Raw genomic sequence first — 26,586 nt, forward strand, 5'->3', positions numbered from 1 at the left:
TCAATATATTGTTTGAGATTGGATTGTGAAAGGTGAACTATGAAAGAGTTGTTATCCGGCAATGAGGCAATAGCCAGAGGTGCTTATGAATGCGGGGTTACTGTTGCTACTGGTTATCCTGGAACTCCAAGCACTGAGATTCTGGAAAATATAGCAAAATATCAGGGTATTTATGCCGAGTGGTCACCCAACGAAAAGGTGGCTTTGGAGGTTGCGGCTGGAGCCAGTTTTGGGGGCGCAAGGGTGCTTGTAGCAATGAAGCACGTTGGCATAAATGTAGCTGCTGACCCCCTTTTTACCCTTTCCTACACCGGTGTTAAGGGTGGACTGGTGATTATTACTGCCGATGATCCAGAGCTGCATAGCTCGCAGAATGAACAGGATAACAGGAACTACGCTAAATTTGCGAAGATCCCGATGCTTGAGCCCAGTGACAGCCAGGAAGCCAAAGAATTCGTAAAGATAGCATTTGAGATAAGTGAGAAATATGATACCCCCGTATTTGTCAGGACAACTACCAGAATCTCCCACTCAAAATCAATTGTTGAGATTTATGAACCCCAAAGGTCACCTGTACCACTAGAGATAGTAAAAAATCCTACAAAGTTAGTAATGCTGCCTGCAAATGCACGAAAAAGACACCCTATTGTTGAAGAACGGCTGTGCCGACTGAAGACTTTCGCCGATAAATTTTCAGAGAACAAGGTTGAGATCAATAATGCTAATCTGGGGATTATTACCAGCGGAGTATCGTATCAGTATGCCAAAGAGGTATTTCCTGATTATTCTTATCTGAAACTGGGGCTCACATACCCATTGCCAGAGAAGGTAATCAAAGAATTTGCCGGTAAGGTGAAGAAACTTTACGTTGTTGAAGAACTGGATCCTTACATAGAGGAACAAATCAAGGCGATGGGAATAAATATTGTAGGTAAAGATATATTCCCCATATGTGGAGAGTTTAATCCCTCAATTGTAGAAAAGGTCCTTTCCCCTTCTTCCAAGCAAGGGGTGAAGGAGGATATTCCTCTGAAGCTTCCGCCAAGGCCTCCCAATATGTGTCCTGGATGTGGTTACAGGGGTATCTTTTATATATTTAACAAATTAAAACTCTTTGTTGCCGGGGATATCGGATGTTACACTCTTGGGTTCTTACCCCCGTTGTCTGCTATTGACACATGTGTATCTATGGGTGGGAGTATTGGACATGCCATGGGGTTAGATAAGGCATTGGGAGATGCAGCAGTAGGCAAGGTTATCGCTGTAATAGGAGATTCTACATTCTTGCATTCAGGGATAACGAGTCTGTTGGACATAGTCTACAATAGGGGGTCCTCTACAGTGGTTATCCTTGACAACCAGACTACTGCCATGACAGGGAGACAGGAGCATCCAGGTACCGGTCTGACCCTTAAAGGAGAGACGACTAAGAAGGTAGACCTGGTTGAACTCTGCAAAGGATTGGGGGTTGAGCATGTCCGAACCGTTGATCCTTTTGATCTTCAGACAGTAGAAGAGACTGTAAAAGAGGAGATTTTTCGAAAAGAACCATCGGTAATCATCTCCCGGGCACCCTGTGTCTTGTTGAAAAGCCAGCGCACAAAGCCCTCAAAACCTTTCACGGTCTTTGACGAGAAATGTAACGGATGTAAAGCCTGTATCAAACTGGGTTGTCCTGCAATAGAATGGAAAAACATTAAAAGTGTTTCTAAGAGAGATAAGCTAACTTCTGACAATAAAAAGAGAAAAGGGATTGCAGTTATCGACAATATGCTTTGTAATGGTTGTGGACTTTGTGAGCAACTATGTAAATTTGATGCGATTGGAGAGATAAATGCCTGATAGTAACACCAATATTCTGGCAGTAGGGGTAGGAGGACAGGGAATTATTCTTGCCAGTGAAATTTTAACCTACGCCCTTATGAATGCTGGATACGATGTAAAAAAGAGCGAAGTTCATGGAATGTCTCAACGGGGAGGGAGTGTTAATACTCATATAAGGTTTGGTAAAAAGGTTTATTCTCCTGTTATTAAAGAGGGGGAGGTAGATATCCTATTTGCATTTGAGCAGTTAGAAGCCCTTAGATATTTTGGATTCTTGAAACCAGATGCAATGGTTATCCTTAACGACCATACTGTCAATCCTCCATCAGTGTCTTTAGGCATTGATGAATATCCCAGAGATGTATCACAAACCATTAAAAAGAAATTCCCGAATTTTCATCTGGTTAATGGATTGGCTCTGGCGCTAAAGATAGGCAATGCCAGAACAGCAAATATCGTACTCCTGGGAGTATTATCAAGGCACATCAGAGTGGAGGAGAATTTCTGGATAGATGCCATGTCAAAGGTATTTCCTGAAAAACTGATTGATATTAATGTTGAGGCGTTTCGATTGGGTAGAAAAGAAGGTTAGAGGTGCGGGGGTCTTTTGCTTATTTTATACTTATACTTTTCTTCATAATCTCCACAATTTTTTTTAGTTGCTCTGTTTTAGCAGAAGAATTAAAACCAGAAACCAAGAATAGAAGCTTAGTTATAGGTGAAGCCTCTCAGTTTAAACTTGCCGGAGAGCTATTTGATGAAGGAGATTACTTCAGGGCAATTACAGAATACAAAAGGTTTATCTATTTCTTCCCTGAAAGCAGCCTTTTGGAAATGGCATATTTTAAGATAGGAGAGGCATATTTCAACGGAAAAAAATGGGAGCAAGCCGTTCATGCCTTTGAAAGGTTGAGAGATAAGTTTCCTGAGGGCAAGTTAACTGGCAGGTCCTATTATCTTACTGGAATGGCTTACTTTCACAAAAAGGACTACTCCTCTTCCAGGAAACAATTCAAAAAGATTATAGATTCTCTTGCTACCAGTGAACTTATAGACGACGCCATGTTGCAGATAGCGATGAGCTATGTAGAGGAAGAGAAATGGGTGGAGGCTCTTGGTAGTTTCAAGAGAATAGGGGAGGAGAGCGATCTCTACCATTTTGCTGAAAGCTTTGCCTCTGGTTTGGGAGAGATGGACAAACTTCCTCTAAAATCGCCGGCTTTAGCAGGAACTTTCGCTGCCATTCTCCCGGGAGCTGGTCATTTTTATACAGGACGGAAAAGAGACGGTGCAACTGCCCTTTTATTAAATGGGGCTTTTATCTGGGGTGCTGTGGAATCCTACAATAATGAAAATTACGCTGTGGCAGGGATTTTGACATTCTTCGAATTAGGCTGGTATTTTGGGAACATATATAGTGCTGTAGGCAGTGCTCATAAATACAATAAACGCCTTAAGAATGAGTATATCAAGGGACTAAAGGAAAAAAGGGGCTTTTCCCTTCGAATTAATCCGGCGAATAAATCATACTATCTGGCATTCAACTTTTATTTTTAAATAGATTCTTATGAACAGACTGATTGTATTTATCTCCCTCTTTTTTTCAATTACTGTATGTGGAAATTTACCTGCTTTTTCTGGAGAAGATTCCTTTCGTGGGCAATGTGTAGAGGAATCTTTTTTGGAAAAAGATTCAAAAAACAAGGTTATTAGAGAAAAGGCAGGGGACGAATCTATACTTAACATGGTATTTATAAAAGGGATTAAGTTTTTTCAGAATGTAATATCTCCTGTGGACGGTGACCGCTGTCCTATGTATCCTGCCTGCTCAGACTACAGCATTCAGGCCCTGAGAAAACATGGGCCTTTTCTGGGTTTTGTTATGATTGCGGATAGGTTGATGCATGAGAGAGATGAAATGACATCCGCTTCCACAGTGATAGTCAATGGTATCCGGAGATACTACGATCCAGTGGAAAACAATGATTTCTGGCTAAGTGAGAAATAGGCGGACAAACAAAGGAGGCAGTTATGATCTGGGATAAGGAATTTGAGACATTGCCCAGGGAGGCACTGGAAGCCCTGAAACTAAAGAGAATGCAAAATGTTGTAGAAAGAGTGTACACTAATGTCCCTTTTTATAAAAACGCTTTTGATGAAAAGGGCTTTAAACCCAAAGATGTCAAGTCTATGGATGATTTGAAGAGATTGCCTTTTACCAATAAGCAAGACCTTCGGGACAATTATCCTTATGGTTTGTTTGCAGTGCCCCTTGAGAGTGTAGTCAGAATCCATGCATCTTCTGGAACAACAGGGAAACCTACAGTAGTTGGATATACCAAAAAGGATATAGAAACATGGGCGGAACTTATGGCCAGGGCATTGAGTTCTGCAGGAGCAACAAGGGGTGATATCATTCATAATTCTTATGGTTATGGTTTGTTTACAGGAGGGCTTGGATTACATTATGGAGCTGAAAGATTAGGTGCATCGGTGATCCCTATGTCCGGCGGTAATTCAAAAAAGCAGATTATGATAATGGAAGACTTTGGTTCAACGATACTCACATGTACACCCTCGTATGCCCTTTCTCTGGCTGAAACAGCGGAGGAGATGGGAATAGATTTTAAAAATCTTAAACTTAAAGCAGGTCTTTTTGGTGCAGAACCGTGGTCAGAAGGGATACGAGAAGAGATAGAGAAGAAACTCAACTTACATGCTATTGATTTATACGGACTAAGTGAAATAATAGGCCCTGGAGTGGCTGTAGAGTGTATGGAAGCTAAGAGGGGATTGCATGTATTCGAAGATCACTTTATTGTGGAGGTTATAAACCCTGAAACATGCGAACCCCTGCCTTATGGTGAAAGGGGGGAGCTTGTCTTTACTACTTTAACAAAAGAGGCATTTCCTTTGATAAGATATCGGACACGGGACATCTCTGTGCTGAATCCAGAGCCTTGTGTGTGCGGAAGGACATTTGTCAGAATGGAAAGAGTGAGTGGCAGATCCGATGACATGTTGATCATCAGAGGGGTAAATATTTTTCCGTCTCAAATAGAGAGTATTTTGATGAACATAGAAGGTATTGAACCCCATTATCTGTTGATTGTAGATAGGAAAGGCACCATGGATACCCTTGAAGTACAGGTTGAAGTCAATGAAAAGGTCTTCTCTGATGAGATAAAAAACTTGCAGATATTGGGCAAAAGAATTGAGAAGGACATTAAAGACTTTTTAGGTGTTTCTACTATAGTTAAACTTGTTGAACCAAAAACCATTCATAGGAGTGAAGGCAAGGCACAACGGGTAATAGATAAAAGGAAGATATAGGTTAAAAAAGGAGTTACAGGATGAAAATAGATCAAATATCGGTGTTTTTAGAAAATAAGTCAGGGAGACTTGCAAAGGTTACCAGAGTCCTGGGTGAAGCAGGGATAAACATCAGAGCACTTTCCCTTGCTGACACCACCGATTTTGGGATATTGAGATTGATTGTAAATAACTCACAAAAAGCCAGGGATGTACTTAAAGAGAACGGGTTTACAGTAGGAAAAACCGAGGTGGTTGCAGTGGAAGTCGAAGATAAGCCGGGGGGACTGGCGAGTATCCTGGGTGTCCTGTCAGATCATAACATTAATGTTGAATATATGTATGCTTTCGTTGAACGAAGCGGAGAAAATGCTATAATTATTTGCAGGTTTGATGAAACTGATAAGGCCATTGATGTATTGCAAAAGAATAATATAGCTATTTTAAAAGGAGAGAAATTGTATCAATTTTGACTCCTGTGAAGCTAAAATTTGCACTTACGGGAATTGTGTAATGGCAGATGTGGAGAGGAGGTGAAAATTAGCTGCATAACTAAACTAATACAATTGACTACAAGCATATAACTATAAACTAAGTAATAGAAGGAGAGGGGACAGATATGGTTAAAAGAAAGTTGCTAATTTTAGGAGGAGTACTGTTATTGGGTCTTGCCTTATCCGTTAATGGTTTCGCAAAGAAGGCAGAGGTAAAGGAGCCGTATAAGATTGGCTGTCTCTTTGCATTTACAGGTCCTGCAAGCTGGCTGGGTGAACCTGAGAGAAGAACAGCTGTATGGATTGAAAATAAGGTTAATAAGGCTGGGGGAATCAATGGTCACCCCCTGAAACTCTTAATCGAAGACACCAAAGGAGATCCTACTGCAGCCGTTTTGGCTGCCAAGAAACTCTTAAAGGAAGGGGTACTGGCTATAGTGGGACCATCGACAAGCGGTGAAAGCATGGCTGTTGTTCCAATAATGGAAGAGGCAGAACAGATACTGGTGTCCTGTGCAGCAGCAGAGGCAATAGTTCATGATCCAAAGACCGATAAGGAAAGAAAGTGGATATTTAAAACACCTCAAAAGGACAGTCATGTAGTTCAAAGGATTTATGGACATATGAAGAAAAGTGGTATTATTAAGGTTGCCATAATTACAGATACAACGGGTTTTGGTGCCCAGGGCCGGGAACAACTTAAAAAGTATGCCCCTGAGTTTGGAATTACAATTGTTTCAGATGAGACATACGGCCCCAAAGACACAGATTTGACACCTCAATTGACCAAGATCAAAGGTACTGAAGCCCAGGCAATCGTGAACTGGTCCATCCTTCCCGCACAGACAACAGTTATGAAGAATAGGATACAACTTGGGATTACCATACCACTATATCAGAGTCACGGTTTTGGCAATACAAAATATGCTGCTGCAGCTGGAGAAGCTGCTGAAGGTGTTATATTCCCCTGTGGCAGAGTGCTGGTAGCAGAATCCTTGAATAAAAAACATCCTCAGAAGAAACTCCTTGTTGAATACAAAAAGGCATATGAATCTCAGCATAAAGAAGATGTCAGCACCTTTGGGGGGCATGCATTGGATGCCCTGAATCTCGTTGTGGCTGCTTTAAAGGCTTCTGGTCCCGACAAGGATAAGATGAGGTCATTTATAGAGAATAAGAAGGGTTTTGTTGGGACAGGTGGTATTTTTAACTTCTCTCCAACCGATCACACAGGGCTTGGATTGGATTCTCTGGAAATGCTTACTGTAAAAAAAGGAAAATTCGATCTATATAAAAAATAAGAAATAAATATATGTTCAACCAAACCCGAGACTGAGACCATTTTTCCTTTCCAAAGATGGTCTCAGTTTTTTCTTACAGGAGGTGGGATTGCCTCTATACAGCCAGATTATACAGTATATCCTCAGCGGGATTACTATAGGAAGTGTTTATGCAATAATAGCCATTGGGTTTAATATTATCTATAATTCAACCTCAATCATAAATTTTGCCCAGGGCGAGTTTGTAATGCTGGGAGGACTCATCATGATATTATTTACTGTGATGCTTAAATTTCCCCTGGTTTTGGGTTTTCTCCTCACAGTTCTTATTCTTACCTTAGTCGGTATTATCATGGAGAGATTTGCCATTTCTCCTATAAAAAAGCCTACAGTAGTCACTCTGATTATTGTGACCATAGCAGTTTCCATCCTGTTTAAGGGTATTGCCATGTTAATATGGGGGAAGGATACCCATTTTCTGCCTCCTTTCTCAGGAGAAAAGGGTATCGCTTTTATAGGGGCATCTCTCAACCCCCAGTATATCTGGATCGTTGGAATAACAGTTATCGTCGTGGTATTGTTATCCATTTTTTTCAAATACACCATCATTGGAAAGGCAATGACAGCCTGTGCTGTTAACCGAACAGCAGCAAGCCTGATGGGAATCAACGTCAAACGGATGGTTCTCTTATCCTTCGCCTTGTCAGCTGCCATAGGAGGCATTGCAGGCATCATTATAACACCTATTACTCTGATGGCTTACGACAATGGTGCTATCTTAGGTTTAAAGGGTTTTGGGGCGGCTGTCCTGGGTGGCTTGGGGAATTTCTATGGGGCAATATTTGCGGGGCTTCTCCTGGGAATTATGGAGTCATTGGGGGCAGGTCTTATTCACTCTGGGTACAAAGATGCCATTGCCCTTTTGGTACTTCTACTCGTTCTCTTTATTAAGCCAAGTGGAATCTTCGGGGTTACTGAGATAAGTGAATTTAAAAAATTTTAGGTTCTTGAGTTCTTATGGATAAGAAAGACTCTCTTATACTCTTATTTCTCACTGTCTGCCTGGTTGTTTTTCCTTTCATTGTTACCAATACCTACTACATAAGCACTATGGTATTTGTAGGCATCCACGGAATCATTGCCATCGGACTAAGCCTGCTTATGGGATATGCAGGACAAATCTCTATCGGTCACGCTGCCTTCTTCGGGCTTGGTGCTTATACTTCTGCAGTCCTCACTGCCAAATTAGGTTTTCACCCCTGGAGCGCTTTTTTTCTAGGTATCCTTTTATCTTCTTGTATAGCGTTGATTATAGGCATTCCGTCTTTGAAATTGAAGGGTCATTATCTCGCCATGGCCACTTTGGGTTTTGGAGAAATTACTTACATAGTATTTAATGAGCTAACAGATATTACCGGTGGACCGTCTGGGATTGGAGATATACCAAAAATTTCTCTTGCCGGATATGTCATGAACACAGATATAAAATACTACTTTTTTGTGTGGGCATTCTTATTGCTGATCCTTGCCCTTTCGCTGAATTTGATTCATTCCAGGATAGGTAGGGCACTCAGGTCGATTCATGATAGTGAAGTTGCAGCAAATGCCATGGGGGTTAACACCAGCAAACTCAAAATTCAGGTCTTTCTGATTAGTGCTGTTTTTGGCTCTGTTGCAGGTAGTCTATACACCCATTACGTAACTTTTGTTAGTCCAAGTTCTTTTAGCCTTTTTTTCTCAGTCCTTTTGGTGATGATGGTGGTGATAGGAGGGATGCATAGTGTCTGGGGCGCCTTAATCGGGGCTGCCCTTTTAACCATACTGCCAGAATTCTTAAGGGCTTTAAAAGACTTTGAAATATTTGTTTATGGTGCTGTTCTTCTTTTGATAATGATTTTTTTGCCTAGGGGATTAAGCGGTGGGTTAGAATATCTATTTAACAGATTAATCAAAAAGCTGTAACCTTTTATGAATATAAAACGGACAACGGACAATATGATACTCCATGCTTCTGAAATTAAAAAGACCTTCGGAGGATTGGTGGCTGTTTCTGATCTGGATTTTACGGTAAGGGAATGCCAGATAAAGGCCATTATTGGACCGAATGGAGCAGGTAAAACCACGGTTTTCAATTTGATCTCAGGGATTTTACCGCCAACCGGTGGCGAGATTCAATTTCAGGGGAAATCTATCACTCGACTTAAATCCTACAGAATTTCTTCCTTGGGTATATCCCGCACCTTCCAAAATGTTCAATTGTTTAGTAATATGTCTGTTATAGAGAATGTTATGATTGGAAGACACCCAAGGACCAGTTCTGGTATAATGAGTTCGATCCTGTCGTTGCCAAAGAAAAGAAAAGAAGAAAAAGAGGTCAGAAAAAGGGCTATGGAGTATCTCGAATTTGTTGGTTTGGGAGATAGGTTTGACGAGTCCCCGGAGAATCTTCCTTTTGGAAAACAAAGACTATTAGAAATCGCAAGGGCTATGGCTACCGAGCCCAAATTGCTATTGCTTGACGAGCCAGCATCAGGTCTAAATACGAAAGAGACCCAAAACCTATCCCGTTTGATTACAGAAATACGGGGTAGGGGTATTACAATTCTCCTGGTAGAGCATGATATGGAGTTAGTAATGGGTATATCAGATGAAATTATGGTACTCAACTCTGGTCAAAAGATTGCAGAAGGACTTCCCAGGGAGATCCAGGAGAATGATGAAGTGATAAAGGCATACCTGGGAGAAGATTAAGCAAAACTTTGCTTTACTAATGTGCATAATAATCTTTAAAATTAAGGCTAAATCAACACAAATGACAGCATAAGGCATAAAATGCTAAGGATAAAAAATATAAATACATATTACGGAAAGGTTCATGCGCTGAAAAACGTCTCAATACATGTCAATGTCGGAGAGATCGTAGCATTAATAGGGGCCAACGGTGCCGGTAAAACAACCGTTTTAAACTCCATCTCTGGGATTACTCCTCCTAGGGAAGGGGAGGCCATTTTCAGGGGAGTCAATATTTTAGGTCTTCCTACTAATCAAATAGTCAAGATGGGGATATCTCAGATCCCAGAGGGAAGGCAAATATTTGCCCCTTTAACCGTATCAACCAACCTGGAACTAGGGGCATACCATAGGTACAGCAGAAAAAACAAACCTTACTTGAAAAAAGACATAGAAGAAATTTTTTCTTTTTTCCCTATACTTAGAGAAAGGAAAAATCAAATAGCAGGTACCTTAAGTGGGGGGGAGCAACAGATGTTAGCAATTGGCAGGGCATTAATGTCAAAGCCCTCTCTGCTTCTCTTAGATGAGCCCTCTATGGGGCTGGCTCCGATGATCTGCAAAGATATCTTTAGAATGATATCCAAGCTCAGGGATGAACTCAAAACCACCATACTGATAGTAGAACAAAATGCCAAAGCCGCTCTCCAGCTTGCTGATCGAGGATATGTAATAGAGACAGGGAAGATTATAATGGAAGAAAATAGTAAGGGCCTCCTTAACAACAAGGAGGTTCAAAGGGCATATCTAGGGAAAGAAAAGAAGGAAATATGGGAGTAACCCCCCTTTTGGGAGATTTAAAATGAATATTTGGGATAAAGATTATGAATGTATGCCAAGGGAAGACCTGGAACAATTGCAATTGGAAAGACTACAGTCTACCCTAAACAGGGTGTATAAAAACGTGCAGTTTTACAGAAAGATATTTGATAAACTTAATGGTTTGCCTGAAGATATCCGGTCGATTCAGGATTTGTCCAACCTTCCTTTCACCACAAAGGAAGATCTCAGAAACAGTTATCCCTACGACATGTTTGCAGTCTCTCTGAGGGAGGTTGTAAGATTGCATTCTACATCGGGAATGACAGGTAAACCTATTGTTGTTGGTTACACAAAAAACGATTTAAAAAACTGGAGCAATTTAGCTGCCCGTATATTAACCGCTGGTGGGGTTACAAAAGATGATATGGTGCAGATAGCGTTCGCATATGGGTTACTTACAGGTGCTTTTGGACTCCATTACGGTGCAGAGAGGATAGGTGCTTCGGTAATTCCTACATCTTCCGGGCATACAGAAAAGCAAATAATAATAATGAAGGATTATAAGACTACCACGCTGGTGTGTACCCCATCCTATGCCCTAAGGATAGCGGATACCATGGTAAATATGGAAATTGATCCGAAAACATTGAATTTAAGACTCGGTCTATTCGGTGGAGAACCATGGTCAGAAAATATGAGAAAAGAGATAGAAGGAAGATTATATATCGATGCAGTAGATAACTATGGATTGAGTGAGGTGATAGGGCCTGGGGTTGCTACTGAATGCCAATATAAAGATGGACTCCATCTCTTCGAAGACCATTTTATTCCGGAGATTATCGATCCCTCAACAGGCACCGTTTTGCCACCTGGAGAAAAAGGGGAACTAATCATTACCACCCTTACCAAGGAGGCATTCCCCATGATTCGTTTCCGAACAGGAGACATAACAAAATTAAATTGGCAACAATGTGAGTGTGGTAGAACCTGCGTTAGAATAGAAAAGATCATGGAAAGAACAGATAACATGCTGATAATCAAAGGTGTTAGCGTGTTTCCATCCCAGATCGAGCAGGTTTTGTATGAGTTTGAAGGATGTGAACCTCATTTTCAATTGATTATTGACCGAAAGGACAGAATGGATGTGCTGAAAGTGTTAGTGGAAGTATCAGAGAGGATATTCTTTGATGAGATGAAAAAACAGGGGAAGCTTTTAGAGAATATTAAGCAGAGGCTTTCCAGTGTATTAGGGGTTAACGTTGACGTTAAACTTGTGGAACCTCAATCTATGGAAAGGGATTTAAAAAAGTACAAAAGAATAATTGACAATAGGGTTATTTAACAAGTTAAGGAATTGGGTATTGCGGTATCTATATTTATAGAAATTGGAATTTGGGGGAAGGGCAAGCAATTCGAAGGGGTTTCCGATTGTTGCCCATATCAAAGTTTACATAATATATCTTATCAGACATTATGTTGGGGGGGCTACTTAATATAAGAATCTCTTATTAACCTGTTAAGATAGCCCTCAGGGTCATCTACTGCCTCTTCGGTTATGAAGAATTCATTCAATCCTGTCTTTTCTTTGATCAATTTAATTCCATGTTCATAGTTCTTTAAGATTTCAGTGCAAACATCAAAGACATCTCTGTTGCTTTCCATAGAATTTTTAGCTATCTTGTCTAACGCTTCATCAGAAAAAGTTATTTTGAACGAATGTTTGTTTAGAAACTCTTCTTCAAATTCTTTTACTTTTCTAATAGTTAACAAAACTTTTTCAAGAATTGAATTAATATCCATCCTTTTATCTATTGCCCTATCGACTATTAAATCTATTCTGTTATTTGTAAGATTAACCCGGAATTTGCTGAGGAATTCTTTCTCGTGCTTCTTTAAAGATTTCTTTTTATCCGATTTTTCTCGTAACAGTAGTTTCTCATATCTTGCTTGCATCTTTTCATCATTGGGTTCTATGATTAATTTATCAAGTTCTCTCTCGGGGTTTTCTACAGTCTGTTTTGTAACTACAAACCTTCTTATATCAGTAGATGGCAGTTTCTTCTCAAATTTTAACAGAACCTTTTCCACTGAACTAACGAGACCACGGGCACCGGTTCCTTCTTTATAAGCTTTCTCTGCTAACATATATAAAGCATCGTCCTCAAATTGTACATCTATTCCGTAAGCTTTAAAGTCCTTTATTTTGCTGATGATTACTGAACTATTAGGGTTCTTCAGAATTTGGTACAAATCATCTATTCCTAATTTTTCGTATACAGCTATTACTGGTAATCTTCCAATAAATTCAGATTCAAAGCCATAATTTATAAAATCTTCGGCGCTAACATGTTTTAGGAATTCAGTTTTTTTGCCTTCCGTCTTTATGCCAGCATCAAAACCAATTCTTTGTTCATTTAGTTTTTTCTTAATAATATTTTCCATGCCATCGAACGCCCCGCTTACTATAAAGAGAATATTCTTTGTATTGATAGTTTTTTTCTTTCTTTTTCCGGTCTTCCTGTATTCTTCTATTGCTTCCAGTTGAGACATCGGATCATGTGGAACCTTTAAGTCTACCTCAGTTTCTTCCAATGGTTTAAGAAGGGCTCTTTGAACGCCAGTCCTGGATACATCGGGACCTATTATATTACCGCTAGATGCTATTTTATCTATTTCGTCTATGTAGATTATCCCGTATTGAGCCAATTCGATATTGCCATCCGCTTCATTTACCAGGTCCTTTACGAGATCCTCAACATCGCCTCCTACATAACCTGTTTCGCTGAATTTTGTTGCATCGCCTTTTACAAAGGGTACTCCAATCTTTTTGGCTATCAGCTTGATGAGATATGTCTTCCCCACACCTGTAGGACCAATCATTATTATATTGTTTTTTATATTACCAAAGATTCCATATGCCCCGGCTTTCTTATCGTCTTCCAATAACCTTATCCTATTAAAATGAGTACATATTTTAGTTGCAAGTATCTCTTTTGCCTCTTTCTGCTTAACAACATACTCATCCAGATACGCCTCAAGTTCTTCAGGCTTCATATCGAACTTGATTTTTACGGGCTCCCCTTTTTTGTCTCCTTTTTCAGAATCGACATAGTCAGAGTCAAACCTAGGAAAGAAAGTAGGTAAAGCCAATTTGACATGTCCCCCATATTTTCTTTGGAGATAGTCGTTGAGTTCTTTTTCAAGCTCTTTAGGATCTGGAAGTTTATCTTTTGTATATTGCATCAAAATAACCTGTCCTTACAATTATATTATCCTAGTATAAACAAAATAACAATGGAACGTAAAAAGTCAAATTTTTTAAGAAATAATCTTACCTGCTTTTTCCTTTCTTTCCTTTGTATTGCAATAAAACTGTTTAGTGTTTCTTTATTATCTTCGTTCATATCTATAAATGACACTCCGACTTTATAAAGGTATTCATCGCTTTCAAATGCAAGATCATACCAACAAACTTCCCCAGTAAGAGTTATAGTTTTATAATTTGATGGCAAATCAATCTCTAATTTTAATTTATTCTTATTTAAGCCTGATATAGATGAACAAATATGGAGCCCATCAATCTGTACAACATTGGTTATCAGGCAAGCACCGTTGGTAGAAATAGTCTCTGTCTTAGCCAATATGGTCCTTGAGGTAATGTATCCTTCACTCCCTTCACCAATTATTACCAATCGTACATCCAGTGATGCATCTATCCTTGTACATTTGCGTCTTTCAAATCGTAACCATCTCATTTTGCTTAGCTTCACCTTGTATTATGGTTTAAACATTTATAAATAAACGTAGGGACAGAAATCCTTCCGCATACTTTACCCGTCCTTGAATACCCCTAAAATTTGCAGAAGATTTTGCGATCTCGAGGATGGACAAATCTTCTATGTTTGTTTTCATTATTTGTGATTCATGGGCTTTCAGCAAATCAATTTTATCATTTAAGACCTCATTGATGTCAACAAATACATTTGGAGAAAAATTTTGGGTGGTTGGCCCCTCATAAAAGAGCACATTTTTGATATATCTTGTAGCTGAGATAGTGGCTTTTGCCAAATTACGGTGATCCTGATGGGTATCATCAAAGTAATTAACAAAGATGAAATCAGGTTTTACCTTATGTAACACATTTTCGATATTAAGGATTAGCTTTTGATCTAACAGCAGCTTGGTATCACTATACCCACCCCAGAAAAGCTCTTTTGCCTGTAGAATCTTCAAAGATGCCTCCTGCTCATGCCGTCTAATTTTTCCGCCTCCCCCCAATTCGCCATCTGTCAGAACCATAAGGGAGACATTGTCTCCCTTCTCTTTATACTTTATTAAGGATCCACCACAGCCGAATTCAATATCATCTGGATGGGCACCTATGGCCAATATGTTCATTGATCACCTCTTAAAATCTTGAGACTATCCTCTCCACAATTAAAAAGAAGATCTATAACTGACATCTGAGGCTCAAAATTCCCGAAAAGTTGGTTGTAAACAGGGTGCTGAAAATCTTGAAATAAAACCTTAATATTCTCTTTTTCAAATTTTTCAATATCCATGTACTTCCTTCCATCCTTCCCTGCAAGATAAGTATCTGCCTCCACTTCCTTACATATATCAATTAGTCTAGAGGTGGGGTCTTGTCTTACTTGAAGATTTGAAGCCCTTAACGTTTCTGTATTGATACCAAGAGCTTTTATGAGAAAATTGATTAAACAAACATTTATATCAACCAGGTATTCCCAATCCTGCGAATAAACATCCTCGAAAAAAGACAGGTATTTTTTAAAGTAAAAAGATCTCCCATAATTAACAATTATAGCATTTAAATGTTTTCTGTTCCAATCTATCCTATTGTTTATCTTTACTTGGTCAATTCTTTCTGGAAATTTGTACTGTACAGGTACCGTTAGCCATTGCCATCCATTAGCTGTCTTTATTCGATTCCGGTTTTGCCACTCGTTCTTTTTATATTGCACATTGTCCAGAATAACAAAAATGTCCGTTTGTGCTATTTTATCAAAGTATCCCAGCCATGGCAAGTATTGGGGTTGATGGATGGCTACAATCACAGGCTACCCCCCTTCCCTTCCCCAATAAACGTGACAAAAATCGGATTGGACACCAATATACCTGGCCCTTTTACATCTATTCTGTAATATATCTTCTCGTTGGGATTAAAATAGCTGTCTCTATAAGTATATTTCATAGGCGTTGTTCCTGAAAATGTATCAATCAATTTCCCAGAGCGAATGATCCTGCCTTGTATCTTGTAATTTTTTTTATCCGAAGATGAGAGTTTTATTTTTAATACTGGACTATCTTTTGCAGAGATTTGTTCCCCCATTGTGGCCTTGTAATGGGTTGAAGTATCGGATACGGTAAATTCATCAAGGGATAATCTGTAACCAATGCTCCCTTGATAGACATACATATTTCCGTTTTTTAAGGCGTAAAGGACCTCCTCTTTAGATTTCTCTTTTACGATAAAGGTCGTGGGGAATTCACCTAATTTACCCCCTGCCTCAGAGTGATAATCTGCTGCAGAAATCCCCCAAACAGGTCTAGCCCTTTTCCCTAAGCAGTATTCCTGTAAAACCGTATCCCACTCTCTGTCTGGTTCTGTTGCTGTTATGTTATCACCATATATTGCAGCAAAACCTGTATATCCCTTTGTTTTGACTAAATCATCAGGGTGGGGTGGGGTATTAACATATATCCGTCCCTTTTTATCTATGCCAGATTTGCTTTCAGGATGAGACCAAAAGGTCATGCCCCCCCTTTTATTAACATAATCTATAAACTCTTGATAAGGCAATACCCCTTGATCTCCATGGTACTGATCAAAAACAGAGCTTTTAAAAGGATGGTAGTTTATAATCAATAGAAGGCTTAAAATGAATCCTATAATGCCAATTTTCTTGTAGATTCCTCGCCAGCGTATCAAAAATATGCTGAAAAGTGCAGAAATTATAAATAACAGAGTAGTAGGAAGGAACTGACTTATGTAGTTAGTTGAAAATGCACCACTTAGAATGGGTAAATTTTTATAATCTTCAGGTTTTTCCAACCCTATAACCAGTATATGTTTCTCCCAATTATGGGCAGTTAGATTGCCCTTAATTATGCTCCCTGTCCAATAGTAAAAGGGGGCTGACTCTACACCGGGAATCAATATCATTTCTGGATATTTATGTCCCACCTCCTTAATCTTGTTAAGGTATTTTTTTGCCCCTATCTTCAATACAGAGGGTCTTTCAATCTTCCTCTTTATAATATGTCGAAATGGAAATAAACCGTACTCCATTTCTATACGGTCATGATCGGTAAATATTAAAACCTCAAGACCTCTATTTTTTGCTATATTAACCAGTTCCTCAATGGAATAGCTGCCATCACTGAATGTTGAACGTATATCTATTAATCCAGCGATTTGAATATATTCATTTGCATAAGCAACTACAGGAGATGAAATGCAGAAAATTAGATACAATATTATTAAATATAGCATTAATTTCATAGGGATATTTTTGAAACGGAATATCTTTTTAGGTCACTATCAACCATTTCTTTCACTATTTCCTCAAAGGAGATTGTTGGGGCCCAGTTCAATTTTTTTCGGGCTTTCGAACTGTCTCCTTGTAACACATGAACTTCTGCCGGACGATATAATTCTTTATCTATAATTAAATAATCATTATAGTCTAACCCTAAGTATTTAAAAGCTTCTTCCAAAAACTCTTTAACAGAGTGTGACATCCCTGTGGCAATTACATAATCATCAGGTTCGTGCTGTTGCAACATAAGCCACATTGCCTGAACATAATCTTTCGAGTGTCCCCAATCACGTTTTGCATCCAGATTTCCCAATCTAATTTCTTTTTCTAACCCCAATTTTATTTTTGCTGCACTCGAAGTAATTTTTCTTGTAACAAATTCAGTTCCCCGTCTTGGTGATTCATGGTTGAATAGAATTCCCGACACAGCAAATAGACCATATGACTCTCTATAATTCCTGGTTAACTCAAATCCAGCCAGCTTGGATATTCCATATGGAGAACGAGGGTGAAAAGGGGTATTTTCGTTCTGAGGTGTTTCCTGAACATTGCCAAACATCTCACTTGAAGCGGCAAAGTACAATTTACATTCAGGGGACTGTCTCTTTATGGCGGATAAAACGTGATGGGTACCATTTAAATTAATGTTTACTGTAGAAAATTCATCCTCAAAGGAATAGGATACAAAACTCTGAGCTGCCAGGTGATAGCACTCATCTGGTTTAATTTCAGATATAACATTGAAGATACTACCGTAACTTTCTAAGGAGGCACAGTGAATAATGATTTTACCCAACAAATGGCGTATTCGCCACATACGAGTTTGAGGATCTTCGAGTGCAACACGACGAACAATACCATGCACCTCATACCCCTTTTCAAGCAATAATTCAGCCAAATAACTCCCGTCCTGACCTGTAACTCCCGTGACTAAAGCTCTGTTTTTCACCTTATTTTCCCTTTCTGACTGCATTCGAGTATCTTAATTTTGAATTTTGAATTAAAAATAAGACCTCAGATTGCCCCTTTTCCCCTCAATAAATCTTCATACAATCCCTCAATCTTTTTTATCATAGTGCCGGTGCCATAGTTAAGAGAAACCCTTTCTCCTTCTTTTCCCATTTTTCTTGCCAACTCTCTATCCAAAAGCAGCTTTATGATCGCTTCTGCCATAGCATCCACATCTCTTGGAGGGAATAATATGCCATTAGCCCCATCTTTTACAAGGTCTGGAATACCACCAATATCTGAAGCCACAATGGGTTTCCCCATAGCCATAGCCTCTACAAGAACCCTACCCATCCCCTCATTTAGAGAAGGTAATGCAAATATATCGAATGTATTTATAAGTTGGGGTATATCGCTTCTCCATCCAGCAAAAATAACTTTATTCTCGATCCCCAGGGCATAGGTATAATCAATTAATTCTGTCATAAGGTAGCCATCTCCAATCAATAGAAAGGTCACGTTTGCTATCTTATTCAAGACCAAACGTGCGGCATCCAGAAGATACCTATGCCCTTTTATTTCGACTAGTCTCCCTATTGTACCAACTATTAAATCTGTTATATGTATACCTAGGTTTTTCTTTAATTCATCAGTATTGTCTAAATTTTTGGAGAAATTTTCCAGAGGTACTCCGCTGTGTATTACTACAAATTTGTGAGACTTTGAAATATTAAATTGAATATGTTCTTCCTTCTCCCTTTTTGTCAAAGCTATAATCCTATCTGTTATGATAGCTGTAACTCTCTCAATAAGAATGAATACCTTAGTTTTAACCCTTCCGTAGTAACCATAAAAGATGTGACCATGAGGGGTATGGACAGCTATAGGAACCCTTGTAAAGAAGGAAACCCATCGACCAAGTATCCCCGCCTTTGATGTGTGAGTATGTACAATAGCAGGCTTTTCGTGCAGGAAGATCCTGTAGAGGCGAAAAAGAGTTTGTATATCTAAAATAGGATTTATTCGTCGGATCAGAGAAGGAACTGTAATCAGCCTTACACCCGTAAGCTCAGCCTGCTTTAATCCTTCATCTAAAGATGTCCTTTCTTCAGCACTCATCTCCGATTCAAGTGAAATGCCTTTTATCAGAACAATGTCATACTTATTTTTATTCAATCCTATAGTAGTTAGTAAGGTATTTTCAGCAGATCCTCCTTTGTCCAACCTTGTGATGATATGTACGATTTTAACTTTCTCCAACCTTTCTCCTGGTTATAATTAATAGATCATATGGATTTTGAAAATCTAAGTTTTTTACTGAGTAATTTCTACTAAGATTTCTTCAAGCTTTTGAGCTACAACATCCCATGAGTAGTTATCTACAGCAAACTGTCTGCATTTACCTCTCAAATCCTCCATAGTAGATTTTCGATTCAAGAAATAAAGAATCCTTTCCGAAATATCTTTTGGCTCAGTTCCTTCAAACAAGAGCCTCTCATCTAATCCCTCCAGAATTTCCTTTGTCCCTCCAATGGGTGTCCCCAGTACCGGTGTGCCACAGGAAAGAGACTCAACAGTTACCAGACCGAAACCTTCCATTATTTTGGTAGGTAAGATAAAAAGGTCTGCGGTTTGATAATACAAAGGCAGTTTGTCTTCCGGAATAAAACCTTCAAATCGAATAAACAAATCCAGTTCTAATTGTTTAACCAATCCCTTTAGTCTTTCTTCTAAAGCCCCCTCCCCTCCTAAAATTAGGTAGACGTCCTTTTTTTGCCTAACAATATCAACCATAGCATAAATAAGGTTCTCAAGCCCCATCCTTGGAACAAGATTACGAACGGATAGGAGCAAGGTTTTTTCAACGGGTACTCTTAGCTCTTTTTTCAGTTTTAATCTATCGGATAAAGGTGTAAAACAATCAGTGTCCACACCACCAGGAATCACAACAACCTTTTCATCAGCAATACCATGACATTCTATAAGCTCTCTTTTCATATATTCGCTCAGTGTTCTGATCTTTTCACATTTCTTTAAATTGTATCTTTCTATTCCCTTCCTGAAATAGGAGTTCAGCTTATAATTCCACTTCCCCCATGGAGTAGATAAAGGTCTGTTACGCATTTCATACTCTTTAAAGGCTGGAGAATGGAATGTATAAACTTTTTTTATCTTTCTGCTCTTACTGGATAGATTAACTCCCAAAGCAGAGAAAGGTTGGTGAAAGTTTATTAGATCGAAACATTTGCCTTTCACTATTCTCTCAAATAACCTCCTGGAATTAAAAATCGAAGATGTAATATATGTAAAAGTGTTATTTTCAACAATTTTATATCGGAATTCTTTTATTCCTTCGACTATTTCTTCGGCCAAATCTGAGTTTGGAACCTGTCTGGTCAACACCCAAACATCATGTCCCTTTTGCTTCAGTTTCTTACTCTCTTCATGGAGAACCCTGGGAGCCCCTCCAATAACATTCTTTATGGAAACATCAGCAACCATTAGAATATTCACTTAATAAAACCTGCAAGTTAATTATGAGGGAAATACCTTTCATGCCAGTATTGGAAGACAATAAGATTCCAGAGTTTCCAGGAAGTGTCAGACCATTGGTTAAAAAGGCTCTGTTTTAATCTTTCAACTTCCATTTGGTTAAATATGCCTTGTTTATTGAGCCGCTCTGTGGAGAGGTACTCATCAATCAGGAATCTTAGTTCCCCTTTAAGCCATTTACCTATAGGCATCTCAAAACCCCACTTAGGACGATTGTGAAGGCTTTTGGGAAGAATATCCCTGAAGGTTTCCAGAAGGATGTATTTTCTTTTCCTTCCTCTTAGTTTTAAGCTACCTTCCATCTCAAACGAAGCCTCTACTACCCGGTAATCGAGAAAAGGAACTCTGACTTCCAACGAATTTCTCATGCTCATCCAATCCACTTTGGTGAGCATGTCTCCCGGAAGGGAATATTTAACATCCACATAAAGCATCCTATTTAAGTCATCGCCAGAAAAATTACAGAATCCTTCTTCAATTAATTTTTCCCCCCTGTTCAAAGTAAGTGCTTTTCCCCCTCCAATTACCCTCTCTAAAAGCCTGACTCGTTCCTTTTGAGGAAATATCTCTGCCCAGGAAAAAAATCTCTGGGATAGGTTTTTATCGGCGCCTTCCAGAAACTTTTTAGCCCGTCGAATGTATTCGAGAAGCTTACTATCACGGGAATCAGGGAGTACCTTCAAAAAAGGTTCAATCATTTTACGCCTAAAAAATGGGGGAAGAAGAAGATAGTATTTTTTAAAGTATTCTCCCAGGTACATCCTGTATCCAGCAAATAGTTCATCGGAACCGTCTCCTGCAAGAGCGACAGTAACAAGCTTTCTGGTTTCCCTGGAAACTAGAAAAGTAGGTACAGATGAGGAATCGGCAAAGGGTTCATCAAAGGAGGAAATAACTGTTGGGAAGACATCCAGAATGTCTTTATAGGTAAGTTTAAATTCGTAATGCTCCGTGTGGTTAAGTTGAGCCACCTCACGGGCATATTTAGTCTCATCAAACAGTTCAAGGTCTTCATATCCTATTGAAAAGGTTTTTACTGGTTTGCTGGAATTTCTGGCCATTAACCCTACGATTATGCTGGAATCAATACCTCCGCTCAAAAAAGCGCCAAGCGGAACATCAGAGATCATTCTCATTTTCACTGAATCTTCTATTAAATCAAAGAGTCTCTTTTTGTAATACTCAGTATCCTTTTCAATGGCATTTTTCTCGTTATTCTTTTCAGGGGAACTGTGATGAATATCCCAATACTGCTCAACCCTTAATTTATCATCTTCCATTACCAGATAATACCCTGGCTCCAACTTTTTGATCCCTTTAAATATAGTCCAGGGGGCAGGGATATAATTAAATGTCAGATATAGATTCAGGGCATCCCAGTCAATCTCTTTAGGGACAGAAGGGTCTTCCAGGATGCTTTTTATCTCTGAGGCAAATAATATTTTCCTTTTATCGTTATAATAAACAAGGGGCTTTATCCCTAGCCTATCCCGAACCAAAAACAGCCTTTCATTATTCCCATCCCAGAGAGCAAAGGCAAACATACCATTCAACTTGTGGATACCATCTATTCCCTTTTCTTCATAAAGGTGTATTATAACCTCTGTATCTGAATTAGACTTAAACCTATGCCCTTGAGCCTCTAGTTCAGACTTTAGAACTTTAAAGTTATATATCTCTCCATTGTAGGTAATCCATATTCTTCCATCTTCGTTAGACATTGGTTGATGGCCGGAAGGAGAAAGATCGATGATACTCAACCTTTGGTGCCCCAGACCTATATTGTAATCGTTATTCGTTGTTCGGGATTTTTTTTCACTATCCGTATAATTTACGATTAACGGTTCACGACTTGTACTTGATGACAGGAAAACCATTCCACTATCATCAGGCCCCCGATGCTTCAAAACCGATGTCATCTTTTTCAGAAGCCCTTCATCAAAAGCTTCTGTTCGTTTTTCCTGATTAACAAAACCACAAATCCCGCACATACTGTTTCGTCCTATATCTTAATCGCTGTTACCTCCAATGAAGTACCTAGTAAGATTTTTTTGCCACTTATAACTCTAACAGCGTTGTCCACTAAATAAAGGAATTTCTTGAAATAATTGGCAACAGATGGATTAAAGAAAAGGTTATGGGGATCACCTTTAGAGGGAGGGGAATTTAAAATCATAATCTCGGAAAACCCAAAATCTGACAAAAGTCTCTTGATGTACTTTGAACTGAAGGAATACTGATGGAAAACCAGAAATCTGAGAGCAAAATTGGTAAATCCGAGTTTTGAAGCCAACCTGTAAATTCGGGTGTGGACAGAACCATTTGGAAAACGGACATAAATAAGACCTTGCGATTTGAGTAGGTGTTTTGCCAGTTCAATCTCCTTCCACGGTTCAACTAAATGATCAAGGACGTTAATGAAAGTAATTACGTCAAATTTGTTATTCTCATTATACTCTAGAAGGGTACCATTAAAAACATCAAGGGCATTTTGATTTCTTGCAACTTCAACTGATTTCATTGATGGTTCTATCCCTTTTACCTTCCATCCCTTTTTTTGAGCAGCTACCAGAAAAAATCCACAGCCAGTACCCACATCCAATATCTTGCCAACCTTTTTCCTTGCTTCTATCAAATCTAATATATGATCATATAACTTATTCCTTCTGCCTTCAATCTGATCAGCAGAATATCGGGCAAAATAATCATCTTGATATGCCGAAAGGAAATCTTCGTAATTTCCCAGGATGTATTTATAGATAAGGTTACATTCTCTACATAGATTAAAGATTCTTGAAAAGACTTTAAAGTAAAAAAAAGTTTTATTACTACCACAATAAGGACAAAATTCCATTTTAATTGGTTTCCATAAGAGAGAAATAGACCTTTTCAATTTCTGAGACCATCTTTTCAATCGAAAATTCCTCTTCTACCTTTTTTCTAGCAGCTAATCCCATTTCTTTCGCTTTTTCTCTATTATTAATGAGTGTTATAATTGCTTGTGCTATAGCACTGGGATTTTTTGGCGGGATCAGGATTCCATTTATTCCATCCGTTATTTGTTCGGTTATACCGTTAATATTTGTCGCGATGATCGGCTTTGCCATAGCCATAGCCTCTAGCGTTATCATTGGGAATCCTTCTAAAAGCGAAGGGATTACTATGATATCAATTGCAGATAATACCTCTTTTATATCAGTTCGAAACCCAGTAAAAATTACTTTATCTTCAACTCTTAACTCTTTACTTTTAACTTTTAACTTGCCTTTTAATGGTCCTTCTCCCACAATCAAAAACCTTGCCTCTGGATACTCTTTTATAACATTAGATGCAGCCTCAATTAGATACTCAAATCCCTTTTGCCAGACCATCCGTCCAATGGTACCTATAACAAATATCTCATTTTTGATCTCCAATTTTTTTCTTATCTCGCTTGGAGACTGACAGAAAACATCAGGGGTGTAAGCATCAAGTTCAACTCCATTATATATCTTGATTACCTTATTTAAAGGAATCCTGCGGTCATCAATTAAAGTCTTTTTCAGAGACTCAGATACCACGATAAAACGGTCAACGAATCTTTCAGAAAATCGGTCAAATATGCGGTAGATTTTTTTTCTTAAAATACTAACATCATATCCCTCAACAGGCATTTGTATAGTAGAGACAAGATGTGATCTGCGAGTACCTCTCACAGCAACTCTTGAGAAAAAGTCGGCTCTAGCCCCCTGACTGTGAACGATATGAACACATTCCTTCTTTATAATCCGCATTAGTTTTAAAATAGTAAAGGGATTGAACCTATTCTCCATATTTACAGGTTCAAAGTGTATACGCATCTCCCCAAGCTTTTTTCCAAACTCTCCATAGGGTTTAGAAGCGGTATAAATGGTGTATTTCTCTTTATCTAATCCCTTAATGATCTGAAGAAAACCCTTTTCTCCACCTCCAAACTCAAGGTTATCAATAACATATAGAATTTTCATAGTTTTTTAAGTGTAAATTTTAAGCCACAACCAATCTGTTTACTATCATTGAAAGCACTTTTAAAAAAGAAGTAAGCTATCTTTACCAGGAGTTTTGTAGAAAAAGGCTTCCACTTCAAAAAAAGTTTCACCCATAACAAATTAAATAGAGAAAAGGGCAGGAACAGGTCAAAAATATTCATGATTTTTTCTGGAAAATAGTGTTCGAATTCAATCACCTTAAAACCATTTTTAGCTAGTATTTCTTTCCATTCTTCGAGAGAAAATAGATTTTTATGATTAAAAATCTGATTGATTGTTTTGGAATAAAAACCGGCTATTCCAGAAAGCCTCAATTTGGCTAATATCTTACTGTAAAAAAGGGTATCTCCAAAGGCTTCGGTATAAGTGGTAAAAATAAGTGTTCCATCTTTTTTTAAAATCCGATGTATTTCTTTGAGTGCTTTATTTAAATCGGTTAAATGTTCTAAAACTGAATTACTAAAAATAGTGGAAAAAGATCCATCCTTAAAAGAGATTTGTTCTATATTACTAGCTACTAAATATTTATATTTAGAAGTTTTTTTAGCTTCTCTTATTTCCTTGGATGAAATATCCAAACCTGTATCTATAGTATCCTCAAACAGGATAGATGTGAATAAACCGTTTCCACAACCGATATCTAATACGGGTCGTAAATAATCTTCTTTTGATAATTCATGGCATTCAGCAGCCCTAATTAAAGCCAATGAGATTGGAGCTTTTTCCAGATATTTTTTGAGAAATTCTTTTTTAAAGGTTTCTGCTTGTGGAGTTTTATTTAGGCTATTTTTCAATTTTTTATTGCCTTTAGAATTAATTCAGATTTGAATACATAACGATAATTATCTAAAACAAACCCTTTTGATTTTAACCTTTCAATCAGGCTATTTTTTGTATATTTAGTTACATATTGATGGGCATAAATACCTGGAAGTAGTTTCTCGTAAAACTTCTCTATTATATGCCATAGAATCTTTTTATAGTCAGGAGTACAAATTATTAAGCATCCTCCCTCTTTTAGAACTCTGTTGATTTCATTAAAATTGAAATCATCTTCAGGGATGTGTTCTAAGATGCTCGAACAGATGATAAAATCAAATTCTTTATCCTTGAAAGGGATCTGATCCGTATTCCCCGCAACCACAGGAAGATTCGTTTTCTTTAAGTACCGAAGTTTTTTGACAACAAAATCGTAACAAATTGTATTTGGAAAATTCAGAGAAAATTTAGATACGCTGTATCCAATATTGAGAATTCTTCCTGTATCTGTCCCCAAAAAATTAATTATATCAAGATATTTTTCCCTCTGCCAATATCTTTGTAAAGGAATACTGCTATTATATGCCTTGTCTTCATAATCAGCCGAAAATAATGAATTTCTTATTTGCCACATCTTAAATAAGGTTTTTAGATAGGAAATGGCAAACTTAAAAAACTTAACATGAGACTTTCCTGATTTCCGGGGATAGTAATGGAAAGGTATTTCCATTACAGACCAGGCATTAGCATGTGTCTTTATAATAATTTCCTCCAATATCTCATAGCCCTGTGATGTTAAATTTATTTCTCTAAGAATTTTTTTATTATACAATCTGAAACCACTGGATATGTCTTTGTATGGCAATTCTAAAATTATAGTAAAAACCTTATTAAGGACAACACTTAATATTTTTCTTAATAAGGGCATATTTGCGTGGCCTCCATCTATATACCTGGAAGCTATTATCAATTCAGCTTCATGATGATGCGATAACAATAACTCAATAAATTTTGGATCATGGGAAAAATCAGCATCCATAGTTAAAAGAATATCACCTTTTGCATGATTGAATCCCTCTTTTAAGGCTTCACCGTAACCTGGTTTTTTTTGTTGTATAACTATAGCTCCACATTTCAAAGCCTTCGTCTGGGTATTATCTTTTGACCCTCCATCAACTACAATAATTTCATAGTTATATTCAGTAGTTTGCTTTAATAAAATATCTTTTACACGTTGGAGTAATTCTTCAATATTTTCTTCTTCATTGAGAGTAGGAATAATGACCGATATTTCCAT

Annotated in this window: 25 protein-coding genes; 12 read left to right on the forward strand and 13 right to left on the reverse strand. The window is 38.2% G+C overall.

Features of this window, described 5'->3' with window-relative positions; genetic code table 11:
* Positions 1-39 precede the first annotated feature (39 nt).
* The 12 genes from iorA (at position 40) to AB1401_01500 (ending at position 11,804) form a co-directional block, all read left to right on the forward strand.
* Positions 40-1,842 carry an indolepyruvate ferredoxin oxidoreductase subunit alpha gene (iorA, locus tag AB1401_01445; protein ID MEW6614120.1) on the forward strand — a complete coding sequence of 601 codons (1,803 nt, stop codon included), beginning with the start codon at positions 40-42 and terminating at the stop codon, positions 1,840-1,842.
* On the forward strand, positions 1,835-2,416 hold the full coding sequence (locus AB1401_01450) for an indolepyruvate oxidoreductase subunit beta (GenBank protein MEW6614121.1): 582 nt from the start codon (positions 1,835-1,837) through the stop codon (positions 2,414-2,416). Before iorA ends, AB1401_01450 begins: the two co-directional genes overlap by 8 nt.
* A gap of 2 nt (positions 2,417-2,418) precedes the next feature.
* Entirely contained in the window at positions 2,419-3,381 is a 963-nt protein-coding gene (locus AB1401_01455; protein ID MEW6614122.1) for a tetratricopeptide repeat protein, read from the forward strand.
* Between the two features lie 124 nt (positions 3,382-3,505).
* Positions 3,506-3,832 (forward strand): membrane protein insertion efficiency factor YidD, encoded by a 327-nt coding sequence (gene yidD, locus AB1401_01460; GenBank protein MEW6614123.1) that lies wholly within the window; start codon positions 3,506-3,508, stop codon positions 3,830-3,832.
* A gap of 23 nt (positions 3,833-3,855) precedes the next feature.
* Entirely contained in the window at positions 3,856-5,157 is a 1,302-nt protein-coding gene (locus AB1401_01465; protein MEW6614124.1) for a phenylacetate--CoA ligase, read from the forward strand.
* Between the two features lie 20 nt (positions 5,158-5,177).
* A complete protein-coding gene (locus tag AB1401_01470) occupies positions 5,178-5,609 on the forward strand; it encodes an ACT domain-containing protein (GenBank protein ID MEW6614125.1) in 432 nt (143 codons plus the stop codon).
* 146 nt (positions 5,610-5,755) lie between these two features.
* Entirely contained in the window at positions 5,756-6,931 is a 1,176-nt protein-coding gene (locus tag AB1401_01475) for an ABC transporter substrate-binding protein (GenBank protein MEW6614126.1), read from the forward strand.
* 82 nt (positions 6,932-7,013) lie between these two features.
* Entirely contained in the window at positions 7,014-7,913 is a 900-nt protein-coding gene (locus tag AB1401_01480) for a branched-chain amino acid ABC transporter permease (protein MEW6614127.1), read from the forward strand.
* Positions 7,914-7,927: 14 nt separating this feature from the next.
* Positions 7,928-8,872, forward strand: coding sequence for a branched-chain amino acid ABC transporter permease (locus AB1401_01485; GenBank protein MEW6614128.1), 945 nt, complete (start codon positions 7,928-7,930; stop codon positions 8,870-8,872).
* 6 nt (positions 8,873-8,878) lie between these two features.
* Positions 8,879-9,661, forward strand: coding sequence for an ABC transporter ATP-binding protein (locus AB1401_01490; GenBank protein MEW6614129.1), 783 nt, complete (start codon positions 8,879-8,881; stop codon positions 9,659-9,661).
* 81 nt (positions 9,662-9,742) lie between these two features.
* Positions 9,743-10,480, forward strand: coding sequence for an ABC transporter ATP-binding protein (locus AB1401_01495; GenBank protein ID MEW6614130.1), 738 nt, complete (start codon positions 9,743-9,745; stop codon positions 10,478-10,480).
* A 22-nt stretch (positions 10,481-10,502) separates the two neighbouring features.
* Positions 10,503-11,804: a phenylacetate--CoA ligase gene (locus AB1401_01500; protein ID MEW6614131.1), complete on the forward strand. Its 1,302-nt coding sequence runs from the start codon at positions 10,503-10,505 to the stop codon at positions 11,802-11,804.
* Positions 11,805-11,947: 143 nt separating this feature from the next.
* On the opposite strand, the gene AB1401_01505 is transcribed toward AB1401_01500, so the two are convergent.
* From AB1401_01505 to AB1401_01565, 13 genes are all read right to left on the reverse strand, one after another.
* Positions 11,948-13,705 (reverse strand): AAA family ATPase, encoded by a 1,758-nt coding sequence (locus tag AB1401_01505; GenBank protein ID MEW6614132.1) that lies wholly within the window; start codon positions 13,703-13,705, stop codon positions 11,948-11,950.
* 26 nt (positions 13,706-13,731) lie between these two features.
* Entirely contained in the window at positions 13,732-14,217 is a 486-nt protein-coding gene (locus tag AB1401_01510) for a PilZ domain-containing protein (protein ID MEW6614133.1), read from the reverse strand.
* Between the two features lie 28 nt (positions 14,218-14,245).
* Positions 14,246-14,860, reverse strand: coding sequence for a PIG-L family deacetylase (locus AB1401_01515; GenBank protein ID MEW6614134.1), 615 nt, complete (start codon positions 14,858-14,860; stop codon positions 14,246-14,248).
* Positions 14,857-15,537, reverse strand: coding sequence for a WbqC family protein (locus AB1401_01520; protein ID MEW6614135.1), 681 nt, complete (start codon positions 15,535-15,537; stop codon positions 14,857-14,859). Before AB1401_01520 ends, AB1401_01515 begins: the two co-directional genes overlap by 4 nt.
* Entirely contained in the window at positions 15,534-16,985 is a 1,452-nt protein-coding gene (locus AB1401_01525) for a PHP domain-containing protein (GenBank protein MEW6614136.1), read from the reverse strand. Before AB1401_01525 ends, AB1401_01520 begins: the two co-directional genes overlap by 4 nt.
* The gene (locus tag AB1401_01530) at positions 16,982-17,971 is read right to left on the reverse strand and encodes a GDP-mannose 4,6-dehydratase (GenBank protein ID MEW6614137.1); all 990 of its coding nucleotides are present in this window, start codon (positions 17,969-17,971) and stop codon (positions 16,982-16,984) included. Before AB1401_01530 ends, AB1401_01525 begins: the two co-directional genes overlap by 4 nt.
* Positions 17,972-18,036: 65 nt before the next feature.
* The gene (locus AB1401_01535) at positions 18,037-19,230 is read right to left on the reverse strand and encodes a glycosyltransferase family 4 protein (protein ID MEW6614138.1); all 1,194 of its coding nucleotides are present in this window, start codon (positions 19,228-19,230) and stop codon (positions 18,037-18,039) included.
* A gap of 54 nt (positions 19,231-19,284) precedes the next feature.
* Positions 19,285-20,484 carry a glycosyltransferase family 4 protein gene (locus AB1401_01540; protein MEW6614139.1) on the reverse strand — a complete coding sequence of 400 codons (1,200 nt, stop codon included), beginning with the start codon at positions 20,482-20,484 and terminating at the stop codon, positions 19,285-19,287.
* 17 nt (positions 20,485-20,501) lie between these two features.
* Entirely contained in the window at positions 20,502-22,514 is a 2,013-nt protein-coding gene (gene asnB / locus AB1401_01545; GenBank protein ID MEW6614140.1) for an asparagine synthase (glutamine-hydrolyzing), read from the reverse strand.
* 11 nt (positions 22,515-22,525) lie between these two features.
* Entirely contained in the window at positions 22,526-23,437 is a 912-nt protein-coding gene (locus tag AB1401_01550; protein ID MEW6614141.1) for a class I SAM-dependent methyltransferase, read from the reverse strand.
* Positions 23,379-24,509: a glycosyltransferase family 4 protein gene (locus AB1401_01555; GenBank protein MEW6614142.1), complete on the reverse strand. Its 1,131-nt coding sequence runs from the start codon at positions 24,507-24,509 to the stop codon at positions 23,379-23,381. The genes AB1401_01550 and AB1401_01555 overlap by 59 nt, the downstream gene beginning before the upstream one ends.
* Positions 24,506-25,324, reverse strand: a complete 819-nt coding sequence (locus AB1401_01560) for a class I SAM-dependent methyltransferase (protein ID MEW6614143.1) — start codon at positions 25,322-25,324, stop codon at positions 24,506-24,508. Before AB1401_01560 ends, AB1401_01555 begins: the two co-directional genes overlap by 4 nt.
* The gene (locus tag AB1401_01565; protein ID MEW6614144.1) at positions 25,321-26,586 is read right to left on the reverse strand and encodes a glycosyltransferase; all 1,266 of its coding nucleotides are present in this window, start codon (positions 26,584-26,586) and stop codon (positions 25,321-25,323) included. Before AB1401_01565 ends, AB1401_01560 begins: the two co-directional genes overlap by 4 nt.

It is taken from the genome of Thermodesulfobacteriota bacterium (assembly GCA_040757775.1).
Taxonomy (GTDB): domain Bacteria; phylum Desulfobacterota; class UBA8473; order UBA8473; family UBA8473; genus UBA8473.

Bases quoted from the DNA above. Each gene is read 5' to 3' on its own strand.
- iorA (MEW6614120.1), top strand. From the start codon at position 40: ATGAAAGAGTTGTTATCCGGCAATGAGGCAATAGCCAGAGGTGCTTAT.
- AB1401_01475 (MEW6614126.1), top strand. From the start codon at position 5,756: ATGGTTAAAAGAAAGTTGCTAATTTTAGGAGGAGTACTGTTATTGGGT.
- AB1401_01470 (MEW6614125.1), top strand. From the start codon at position 5,178: ATGAAAATAGATCAAATATCGGTGTTTTTAGAAAATAAGTCAGGGAGA.
- AB1401_01555 (MEW6614142.1), bottom strand. From the start codon at position 24,509: ATGAAAATTCTATATGTTATTGATAACCTTGAGTTTGGAGGTGGAGAA.
- AB1401_01510 (MEW6614133.1), bottom strand. From the start codon at position 14,217: ATGAGATGGTTACGATTTGAAAGACGCAAATGTACAAGGATAGATGCA.
- AB1401_01515 (MEW6614134.1), bottom strand. From the start codon at position 14,860: ATGAACATATTGGCCATAGGTGCCCATCCAGATGATATTGAATTCGGC.
- AB1401_01485 (MEW6614128.1), top strand. From the start codon at position 7,928: ATGGATAAGAAAGACTCTCTTATACTCTTATTTCTCACTGTCTGCCTG.
- AB1401_01495 (MEW6614130.1), top strand. From the start codon at position 9,743: ATGCTAAGGATAAAAAATATAAATACATATTACGGAAAGGTTCATGCG.
- AB1401_01490 (MEW6614129.1), top strand. From the start codon at position 8,879: ATGAATATAAAACGGACAACGGACAATATGATACTCCATGCTTCTGAA.
- asnB (MEW6614140.1), bottom strand. From the start codon at position 22,514: ATGTGCGGGATTTGTGGTTTTGTTAATCAGGAAAAACGAACAGAAGCT.
- AB1401_01450 (MEW6614121.1), top strand. From the start codon at position 1,835: ATGCCTGATAGTAACACCAATATTCTGGCAGTAGGGGTAGGAGGACAG.
- AB1401_01525 (MEW6614136.1), bottom strand. From the start codon at position 16,985: ATGAAATTAATGCTATATTTAATAATATTGTATCTAATTTTCTGCATT.
- AB1401_01465 (MEW6614124.1), top strand. From the start codon at position 3,856: ATGATCTGGGATAAGGAATTTGAGACATTGCCCAGGGAGGCACTGGAA.
- AB1401_01505 (MEW6614132.1), bottom strand. From the start codon at position 13,705: ATGCAATATACAAAAGATAAACTTCCAGATCCTAAAGAGCTTGAAAAA.
- AB1401_01500 (MEW6614131.1), top strand. From the start codon at position 10,503: ATGAATATTTGGGATAAAGATTATGAATGTATGCCAAGGGAAGACCTG.
- AB1401_01565 (MEW6614144.1), bottom strand. From the start codon at position 26,586: ATGGAAATATCGGTCATTATTCCTACTCTCAATGAAGAAGAAAATATT.